Source organism: Pseudomonas syringae (genome assembly GCF_021606685.1).
Classification (GTDB): domain Bacteria; phylum Pseudomonadota; class Gammaproteobacteria; order Pseudomonadales; family Pseudomonadaceae; genus Aquipseudomonas; species Aquipseudomonas syringae_R.
The window spans coordinates 1-9,314 of sequence record NZ_WKCB01000126.1 but is presented as its reverse complement, the minus strand read 5'-3'; the positions used below and the strand labels follow the sequence as shown (position 1 = coordinate 9,314).

10 protein-coding genes are annotated in these 9,314 nt (G+C 60.1%); 4 read left to right on the top strand and 6 right to left on the bottom strand.

Annotation, left to right across the window (positions count from 1 at the left end):
• Positions 1 to 1,642 (bottom strand): DUF6531 domain-containing protein (locus GIW02_RS26435; protein WP_236422197.1); only part of this gene is annotated, 1,642 nt, incomplete at its 3' end.
• A 303-nt stretch (positions 1,643 to 1,945) separates the two neighbouring features.
• On the opposite strand from GIW02_RS26435, the gene GIW02_RS26430 reads away from it, so the two are divergent.
• Positions 1,946 to 3,031, top strand: coding sequence for a DUF1615 domain-containing protein (locus GIW02_RS26430; RefSeq protein ID WP_236419423.1), 1,086 nt, complete (start codon positions 1,946 to 1,948; stop codon positions 3,029 to 3,031).
• Positions 3,032 to 3,095: 64 nt separating this feature from the next.
• On the opposite strand, the gene GIW02_RS26425 is transcribed toward GIW02_RS26430, so the two are convergent.
• A complete protein-coding gene (locus GIW02_RS26425) occupies positions 3,096 to 3,956 on the bottom strand; it encodes a DUF4349 domain-containing protein (protein ID WP_236419422.1) in 861 nt (286 codons plus the stop codon).
• A gap of 157 nt (positions 3,957 to 4,113) precedes the next feature.
• On the opposite strand from GIW02_RS26425, the gene GIW02_RS26420 reads away from it, so the two are divergent.
• Positions 4,114 to 4,530 carry a PaaI family thioesterase gene (locus tag GIW02_RS26420; protein ID WP_236419421.1) on the top strand — a complete coding sequence of 139 codons (417 nt, stop codon included), beginning with the start codon at positions 4,114 to 4,116 and terminating at the stop codon, positions 4,528 to 4,530.
• 189 nt (positions 4,531 to 4,719) lie between these two features.
• Here GIW02_RS26420 and GIW02_RS26415 read toward each other — a convergent pair whose 3' ends face one another.
• From GIW02_RS26415 to GIW02_RS26405, 3 genes are read right to left on the bottom strand one after another with little or no spacing between them, the layout of a single operon-like run.
• On the bottom strand, positions 4,720 to 5,901 hold the full coding sequence (locus GIW02_RS26415; protein ID WP_236422196.1) for an acetyl-CoA C-acetyltransferase: 1,182 nt from the start codon (positions 5,899 to 5,901) through the stop codon (positions 4,720 to 4,722).
• An 11-nt stretch (positions 5,902 to 5,912) separates the two neighbouring features.
• Positions 5,913 to 6,572: a CoA transferase subunit B gene (locus GIW02_RS26410; protein WP_236420013.1), complete on the bottom strand. Its 660-nt coding sequence runs from the start codon at positions 6,570 to 6,572 to the stop codon at positions 5,913 to 5,915.
• 31 nt (positions 6,573 to 6,603) lie between these two features.
• A complete protein-coding gene (locus tag GIW02_RS26405; protein ID WP_236420014.1) occupies positions 6,604 to 7,302 on the bottom strand; it encodes a CoA transferase subunit A in 699 nt (232 codons plus the stop codon).
• A gap of 132 nt (positions 7,303 to 7,434) precedes the next feature.
• Here GIW02_RS26405 and GIW02_RS26400 point away from each other — a divergent pair, with 132 nt between their 5' ends.
• Positions 7,435 to 8,334, top strand: coding sequence for a LysR family transcriptional regulator (locus GIW02_RS26400; protein WP_236419987.1), 900 nt, complete (start codon positions 7,435 to 7,437; stop codon positions 8,332 to 8,334).
• Between the two features lie 98 nt (positions 8,335 to 8,432).
• On the opposite strand, the gene GIW02_RS26395 is transcribed toward GIW02_RS26400, so the two are convergent.
• Positions 8,433 to 8,762, bottom strand: a complete 330-nt coding sequence (locus GIW02_RS26395; protein ID WP_236419988.1) for a hypothetical protein — start codon at positions 8,760 to 8,762, stop codon at positions 8,433 to 8,435.
• A gap of 336 nt (positions 8,763 to 9,098) precedes the next feature.
• Here GIW02_RS26395 and GIW02_RS26390 point away from each other — a divergent pair.
• Positions 9,099 to 9,314: hypothetical protein (locus tag GIW02_RS26390; protein WP_236422195.1), on the top strand; the 216-nt coding region annotated here is incomplete at its 3' end.

Sequence of the window (9,314 nt, the reverse complement as noted above, 5' to 3'; positions counted from 1 at the left end):
AATCCCGAGAAATGCGCAGCCGGTTGTCATACGCATCGCTGATCGAGACCAGCACACCATCGCGAAAATGATAGAAACGCGAGGCCTGGGCGAGGACCAGTTCATCGGGCAAATCCCCCAGATAGATCGCTGCTTCAGCCAGGCTATTGGTGATCGCCGGCCGAGAGGCCGTAGGCAAAGGGAACTCAGTGCGTCGGTTCTCATGGTCCGTCCACACCACGGAATCACCAGAAACAGCCAGCCGTTGCGCCAGCGAATGGCTCCACCCAAACCCCAACCCATAATCCACTTCCACCGCACTGGTGCGGTAAAGCCGCGTCCACTCAAACGGGAACACCCCGTCCAGCGTCCCATCAGTGAGGGTCAGCAATTCCTCGCCGGTGACCATCGACACCGGGCAGCCATTGGTGGCGGTTTTATCCGCAGAAGCTGCCGCATCCCCCTTAGGATTTTTCGCCGACACGGGCACGTCATCAACGTGCTCCTGCTGCACCAACACCGTCTGCTGGGACTTGCTACGCACCGCTGGCACCGGGTTGGAAACCAGCTGCTTCCCAGCCTTCAACGGCGCAGCCGGCACGGTCTTGATCGCCATCGCCGGGCCACCCAGCAATATCGGCTTCGCCACCTCACCATGATCATCCAGGCGGGATTTGCCGAATTGAGCAGCCATGTGCTCCAGCCATTTGCGGGCGCGCGCGGACTTGATGCCGCTCAGCACCTTCGCACTCATGCGTATCGCCATCCCCATCCCGGCAGTGGCGAGGCCGAGCAACAGATTGATCAGAACTTCAGCGCTGATTTCCCCCAGCAACTCGTTCATGTATGGCGGTGGCAGCATCCGCATCCAGCTGACCATGGCCGACAGATAGATGAACAACAGCGGCTCATCGCTGAGCACCAGCAGGCCTTTTGCGAGGGTTTCGGCGCTGACGCCCAGCAGTTGTTCAAACTGTGCCTGTGACAGGTAATGCAAGAGCTTTTCAGCATTGTCGAGCGGGTGGCTTAGCCACTGCAGCAACTGCTTGATGCTGTCCCACACCGAATACAACGCCTCGCCAAACCCACTGGCATAAGCCTTGTGCAACGTCAGGTAGCGCTGAAGGAAATTGGCTTCGGAATAGTCCTTCCAAAGCGGCTCAAACGTGCCGCTCCACTCACTGCGCAACCAGCCCTCAAGCGGTGCGATCACCGACTGATACGAGGCATACAGCGTCTTGAAGTGCTGCTTGGAAACATTGGGGTAGAAGCTGACACGATACTTCTGGTTGCGATCACACTCGGTGATTTCCAGAATGCCGCTGGGCCCGATGGTTTTATGGATCGGCTCACCCAGCGGGCCACCGCTCGGGTCGATGCGTTGCAGTATCACGGGCGTGTTGCCGATGGGCACGAACCGTGAACTCTGGAACATGTGCACCAGGGTCAACGTGCCGTTGGCTTTGCACTGCGCGGTGGTGCTGCTGGGAAACAGCGAGCGGTTGATCGGCACGACAAGCTCAACCTCGTCACCGACCTTGAAGACCTGCTCGACATCCAGCGCCGAAAAGCTGAAAAAGCTCTCCGCCCACGTTTCGTAGCTATTGAGGCAGCGCTTGAAGTCGCCAATCACGGCGTCGACGTCGCGGGTCTTCGCATCCATGGCCGCCAGCACCAGCAAGCCAATGGTTTGGCCCGTCGCGCCGATCAAGAGCGAGCCCCATCAACCCAAACACCCACAAGACAAACCATCTGCAATCCCTCGCGCTGTGTGATCAGGCGAAGGACTTTGCAGAGGTTTTCAGGAGGGGTCTGTAGTGCTTATCCCGCAGTTAAGTGGGATTTTTCGATGAGTTTTGTCCTCGTAATTCCAAGCAACACCCTGAGTTCGGCAGCCCGGCGAACCCCGAGTAGACTTACCTGTCGATATCAGCAATGCCCGGCCCGTCGTCACCAAGGAAGCCTCATGTACTCAAGCCGCTTGATTCTGTGTCTCACTACTTTGCTGGTGCTGGCCGGTTGCTCCACCCCACGTGGTCCGCAACAGCCAGAGCGCAGCGAGGCCGAGGTGAAAGCGCAGATCGTGCGCTTGTTGCCCGCCAAGGTGGCGGATCGCAACGGCTGGGCACAGGATATCTACACCGCTTTCGACAGCCAGAAAATCTACCCCAGCACGGAAAACATCTGCGCGGTGCTGGCGGTGACCGAGCAAGAGTCCACCTATCAGGTCGACCCGCCAGTGCCGAACATGGGCAAGATCGCCCAGGATGAAATGCTGCGCCGTGCCGGCACTGTGCATGTGCCAGCCTTTGTGGTGCGCAGCGCCCTGCAATTGCGTTCGCCCACCGGCAAGACCTACGCCGACCGGCTGAGTGCTGCGCGCACCGAGAAGGACCTCAGCGGCATCTTCGATGATTTCATCAGCATGGTGCCATTGGGCAAGACCTTGTTTGGCGGCTTCAACCCGGTGCATACCGCAGGCCCGATGCAGGTGAGCATCGACTTTGCGCAGAAGCGGGCGCGGGGTTATCCCTACACGGTGGACGGCTCGATCCGACGCGAAGTTTTCACCCGACGCGGCGGCATGTACTTCGGCATCGCCCATCTGCTTGGTTACCCGGTGAACTATGACCAGTCGCTGTACCGCTTTGCCGACTTCAATGCGGGTTGGTACGCCAGCCGTAATGCGGCGTTCCAGGCCGCCGTCAGCCGGGCCTCGGGCACCGAGCTGGCGCTGGATGGGGATTTGATTCGTTACGGCTCATTGCTCCCCGGCACCACTGAGCTGGCAGTGCGCTCACTCGGCGCGAAGCTGGACATGCGCAACCCCAGCATCCGCAGCCAGTTGGAGCAGGGCGAGGAGTTGGACTTTGAAGACACCGCCCTCTACAAACGCGTGTTTGCCCTGGCCGACAAGGCCGCCGGCAAGCCGATGCCGCGGGCGATCCTGCCGGGCATCGTGCTCAAGAGCCCCAAGATCACCCGCAACCTGACCACTGCGTGGTTTGCCAAGCGCGTCGATGAGCGCTATCAGCGCTGCATGAAGCGCTGACCCCTTTCATCACTGTGGCGAGCGGGCTTGCCCGCGTAGGGCAACGAAGCAGCCCCAAAACCCGTCACGGTTTGCCGTCTGATACATCGCGTTCTGCTTGACCAGGGCTGTTTCGCAGCCCAGCGCGGGCAAGCCCGCTCGCCACAACGAAGCGGCGCCATAGCCACACCCACAGCCACACTACCGGGAACGCGAGGATCACAAACGGCAACACATAGCTGGCACGCTCCAGGGCATCTGCCGTGCCGTCGACCAGGTTATCGCCCAGGTTATTGAACATACGGCTGAAGCGTGAAGGCTGATTCGCGCCGTCGGAGGAGCGGAAGTTCAAGGTCACACGGTTGGTGTCCAGGCGACGTTGCTGGCCGGCCGCGACCTGGGCCAGTTCCTGCAGTTCGTTTTCGATACCGGCCTGCTCCTTGCTCAAGGCAATCAGGTCACTGACTGTGATGTCCTTACGCTTGGCCAATTCGTCGAGGCGTTGCTGCTGGGCTTGCAGCCGGTCGTGGCGGCGGCGTACATCGGCGACCGCATCGGCCAGGTCTTCAGCGGTGGTGATGCGTTGGCCGAGTGTTGCGCCTTCTGCGGCCATGGCGACCATCGGTTCTACGCCGGTGGGCGCAATGCGCAGGATGATCTCGCCGCCGTTGCCGTCCTCGGTGATGCCCAGGATATTGCAGGCGCCAAAACGCGCCGACTCACACGCTTCGCGCGTGGCCTGCATGCGCGGCGCGAGCAGGGCGCCGGGCAGGGCCAGGGTCAGTTCATGCTCATAGGCCAATTGCGCGCCGGCCCGGCCCTGTTCGCCGTTGATCGCTGTGGCGCGGGCGTGCTCCTTGGGTGAGCAGCCCACCAGGGTCAGGCCGACCATCAGCAGCAAAAGAGACGCGCGAAGCGGGTTAGGGGTGCCGTCCAGATGGCGCATTGCAGTTCCTTGGCGTGTGCAGGAGAAATTGTCGGCGATTAAAGCGGGTCTGGCGGATTAACGCAAAGCATCCCGAGGGATTTGTACGGCTGATGGTGATGGTTGCCTCAGTGGACCTGGAGTACACCTCAAGGCTGACTCCAAGGAAGCACTCGCCATGATCGCTCACGCCGTGCCGCAAGGTTTTGTCGCGTTACCCCGCAGCAGCCCACTGCTGGATCTGCTGGGTCCGGCGTACTGTCGGGGTGAAGCGCTGCAAATGGAAATCTGCCTGCGTGCCGACAACCGCCACGCCAATGGCCGCGGCACGGTGCACGGTGGAGTGCTGGCGACCCTGGCGGATATCGGTATGGGCTACGCGATGGCGTTTTCCAGTGAGCCGCCGCTGCCGCTGATAACGGCGAGCATGACCGTGGACTACCTCGGCGCGGTGCAGGTGGGGGAGTGGATTGTGGTGCGGTTGGAGCATCACAAGCGGGGTCGGCAGATGGCGTTTGCCACGGTGAGCTTGCAGGTGGGGGAAAAAGTGGTGGCGCGGGCGAGTGCGGTGTTCGCCGTACCCCGGCCTGACTGACGGTGCAGATCACGTGTGGGAGGGGGCTTGCTCCCGATAGTGGTGCATCAGTCAATGTAAAGGTGACTGAACCACTGCGATCGGGAGCAAGCCCCCCTCCCACATTTGTTCTGTGTTTTTGCAGAGACTGTGTCTAAAGAAAAGGCCTGGTTTTCGTGGAACCAGGCCTTTTCTGTGTTGCTCTTTGAATCAGCTGCGTTCGAGGGCGAGGGCTACGCCCTGGCCGCCACCGATGCACAGCGTCGCGAGGCCCTTTTTGGCATCGCGCTTGATCATTTCGTGCAACAGGGTCACCAGCACGCGGCAACCTGAGGCGCCGATGGGGTGGCCGATGGCGATGGCGCCGCCGTTGACGTTGACCTTGTCCGCATCCCACTCCAGCTCTTTGCCCACCGCCAGCGCTTGCGCGGCGAAGGCTTCGTTGGCTTCGATCAGGTCGAGGTCGCCCAGGCTCCAACCGGCTTTGTCCAGGCAACGGCGGGTGGCCGACACCGGGCCGATGCCCATGATCGCCGGGTCGACGCCTGCATTCGCGTAGCTGGCGATGCGTGCCAGCACCGGTAGACCGAGGGCCTTTGCCTTGTCGGCACTCATCAGCAGCACCGCAGCGGCGCCATCGTTGAGGCTGGAGGCGTTGCCAGCGGTGACGCTGCCGTCTTTCTTGAACGCAGGTTTGAGCTTGCCCAGGGATTCGGCGGTAGTGCCGGCGCGTGGCTGTTCATCCACGGCAAAGGCAACCGGGTCGCCCTTGCGCTGGGGGATGAGAATCGGCGTGATCTCGTCAACAAAACGCCCGGCCTCAATGGCGGCGCTGGCTTTTTGCTGGGACGCCGCAGCGAATGCATCCTGGGCTTCACGGCTGATGCCGTACTTGTCCACCAGGTTCTCGGCGGTGATGCCCATGTGATAGTCGTTGAACGCATCCCACAGACCGTCGGTGATCATGCTGTCGACCATCTTGGCGTGACCCATGCGCAAACCGGTACGCGCGGCGGGCAGTACGTACGGAGCCAGGCTCATGTTTTCCATGCCACCGGCGATGATCACGTCGGCGTCGCCGCACCGGATGGCCTGCGCGCCCAAGTGCAGGGCCTTGAGGCCCGAGCCACAGACTTTGTTCAGGGTCAGGGCAGGCACTGCATGGGGCAGGCCGGCCAGGATCGAGGCCTGGCGTGCCGGGTTCTGGCCGCTCCCGGCCGTGAGCACCTGGCCGAGGATCACCTCATCCACTTGGGCCGGGTCCAGGCCAGTCTGCTCCAGCAGGCGACGGATCACGGCGGCGCCCAGTTCCGGTGCCGGGATACTGGCCAGCGAACCTTGAAAGCTGCCCACGGCGGTGCGGGTGGCAGCAACAATCACGACGTCTTGCATGGAATCTGTCCTCACTGGAAGTGCATTTCTGGAACGTGGTCCGGGACGATCAGTTTACCGGCGGTCTTGCTCACAATCTCTTCAACGCTGACGCCAGGTGCGCGTTCCTTGAGGACAAAAGCGCCATTTTCGATTTCCAAGTAGGCCAGGTCGGTCAGCACACGCTTGATGCAGTTGGCGCCCGTCAGCGGCAGGCTGCATTGACTGAGCAGCTTGGACTCACCGTCCTTGGAGGCGTGGGTCATGATCACGATGATGTTTTCTGCACCGGCCACCAGGTCCATGGCGCCGCCCATGCCCTTGACCAGCTTGCCAGGGATCATCCATGAGGCGATGTTGCCGTGCACATCGACTTCAAAGGCGCCGAGCACCGTGAGGTCGACATGGCCGCCGCGAATCATCGCGAAAGATTCGGCGGAAGAGAAGATCGACGCGCCGATGCGTGCGGTCACGGTTTGTTTGCCGGCGTTGATCATGTCGGCATCGATGGTTTCCTCGGTAGGAAACGGCCCCATGCCCAGCAGGCCATTTTCCGATTGCAGCATCACTTCCATGCCTTGCGGGATGTAGTTGGCCACCAGGGTCGGGATGCCGATGCCGAGGTTGACGTAGAAGCCGTCCTGCATTTCGCGGGCGACGCGTTGAGCCATTTGTTCGCGGGTAAGCGCCATGGTTATTTCCTCTTATTGTTCTGGACGTGGATTATTTGCGGACCGTGCGCTGTTCGATGCGCTTCTCGAAGGTGCCGCAGATGATCCGGTCGACGTAGATGCCAGGAGTGTGGATCTGCGCCGGGTCCAGCTCGCCCGGTTCGACGATTTCCTCGACTTCGACCACCGTGATCTTGCCGGCGGTGGCGGCCAGGGGGTTGAAGTTCTGGGCGGTGTGGCGATAGATGACGTTGCCGAAGTGGTCGGCTTTCCAGCCTTTGACGATGGCGAAGTCGCCGGTGATCGACTCTTCCATCAGGTAGGGGCGGCCGTTGAACTCGCGGGTTTCCTTGCCTTGGGCGACCGGGGTGCCGACGCCGGTGGCGGTGAAGAAGGCCGGGATGCCGGCACCGCCTGCGCGCATTTTTTCCGCCAGGGTGCCTTGGGGGGTCAGGACGACTTCGATTTCGCCGCTGAGCAATTGCTTCTCGAACAGGGCATTTTCACCGACGTAGGAGGCGATCACTTTGCTGATCTGCTTTTCTTCCAGCAGCACGCCCAGGCCGAAACCATCGACGCCACAGTTATTGGAAACCACGGTGAGGTCGCGGGTGCCTTTGCGCTTGATCTCGGCGATGAGGTTTTCCGGAATGCCGCACAGGCCAAAACCACCGGAGAGCACGGTCATGCCGTCTTCCAGGCCTGCCAATGCTTCTTCGTAGGACGCCACGCGTTTATCGAAACCTGCCATATGCACCTCTTTTATTGTATGTGGGCTAGCCAATGACCTGAGTGTTGCGCCGACGGATTGATTTGTTAAGTTGTTTTTTAAGGTTGATTGATTTAGAAAACAGCATAGTCGACCCGCCGCCCGGAGCCCTCCATGACCGTCAAACAAATACGCGCCTTTCTCGCCGTGGCCCAAAGCCTGAGTTTTGCCGCCGCCTGCGAGCGCCTGCACCTCTCGCAATCGGCGCTGAGCCTGACCATCAAGGGGTTGGAGGAGGGCTTGGGTGGCCGCCTGTTCAGCCGTAATACACGTAACGTTGCACTGACCCCCGAAGGTGAGTCGCTGCTGCCCTTGGCGCGTCGGCTGATCGCCGATTGGGATAACGCCGAGGATGAGCTGCGTCAGCGTTTCACCTTGCAGCGTGGGCGCGTAACGGTGGCAGCGATGCCGTCGTTCGCGGGCAACCTGCTGCCGCCGATTCTGAAGATATTCCGCGCGCGTTACCCCCAGGTGAATGTGACGGTGCATGACTTGATCAACGAGCAGGTGCTGGAGATGGTGCGTGACCGCCAGGTGGAGTTGGGCGTGGCGTTTGAGCCGTCAGAAGGGTCGTCGCTGGCGTTCACGCCGTTGTACCTGGATCGCTTTATCGCCGTGGTGCCCGGCGATTCGCCGTTGGCGGGGTGTGCCGAAATCGATTGGAAAACCTTGCTGGAGCAGCCTTTCATAACCTTGCAACGGCCGTCCACGGTTCGGGTGATGCTGGAAGAACACTTGGGCGCGTTAAAGATGAAGCTGCCGGTCGCACTGGAAAGCCATCAATTGGCAACGGTGGGCAAGATGGTTGCCAGCGGGCTTGGCGTGAGCGCGGTGCCGGCGTTATGTGCGCAGCAGATGGAAGAGGCGGGTGCCCATTGCATCACCTTGACCGATCCGGTGATCGAGCGACCGATTGGTGTGCTGACCAAGCCGGGGCATGAGCTGTCGGCGGCGGCGCAGGTGTTGTTCGATATCTTTCGGGATGAAGCCGCGAAAGGTCGCTTCCCGCTATGACCACTGCGGGGCCGGCTTGTGTTGATAACAGAATAACGATGGTAATAAAAAAGTCCGCTCGGCTAGCCGGGCGGACTTAATGTGTTAATTAGTTTTTATCAGCAGTATCTATCAATTACCTTAACTTGCGATTGGCCCTTGAGGTGCTGCCATTCGGTGTTAAGTGTATGGAAGACTTGCTCGATAAAGTTACGATCGGCTGCCGCTTTCTTACCCACATAACCCTGGCCGCGACGGTATACCTTGAGGCGCGCTGCCAGTTCCCGGTGATTGCGGTCGAACTCGGCCTCTTCGGTATTGGGCTCCAGGCAGTCAAGTTGCACTTCGCCCGATTTGCCAATCCACAGGATATGGTCGTCGAGTGTGTCTTTCTGCGCTGCGAACATCTCAGCCAATTCGTCGATAGTTGGTTGGTTGTTCAGATTCATGTGTAAGCCCCTTGACCAGTTGGCGATCTATCAGTTGATTCCGTTAAAACTGCTTAGTTGTCTCCGGTTGCGAAAACCGGGCGTCAGTGACGGTCTGCCGAATACGGGCAGGGTCTTGAACCTGATGCATGTAGTCTTGCTGATGAACTGCTACGCAATGGTTTCATAACGAAGACAAGCAGCATTTGAGCTCCTTGTACCCTCCCTTTCGGGGCGGGTCAGCTTCATCAATCTGCCTTGTGGGCAGTGCACATCCGGAAAAAAAAGCTCGGCGGTCAGACGAGCTCTTTCAAAACGCTTGTTACTAACGCTCCCGATCCGGGAGACGTCTCGATAATGCAAGGACAAAAAGGATACGTCAACGGTTATGTAGTGATTATTTTTGAGCACTACATAAATCGTTGTGGGGGCGGGGGAATGCCGAAAATCGTGACTTGGGCGTCATTTTTTGGAGGGTGGGTTCGAGTCGAAGTCTGCATATTTGGCAAACGGGCTGGTTATGCCGATCGGGCTTTTGTGGCAGGCGAGGTTGTGTGGCGAGCGGGCTTGCCC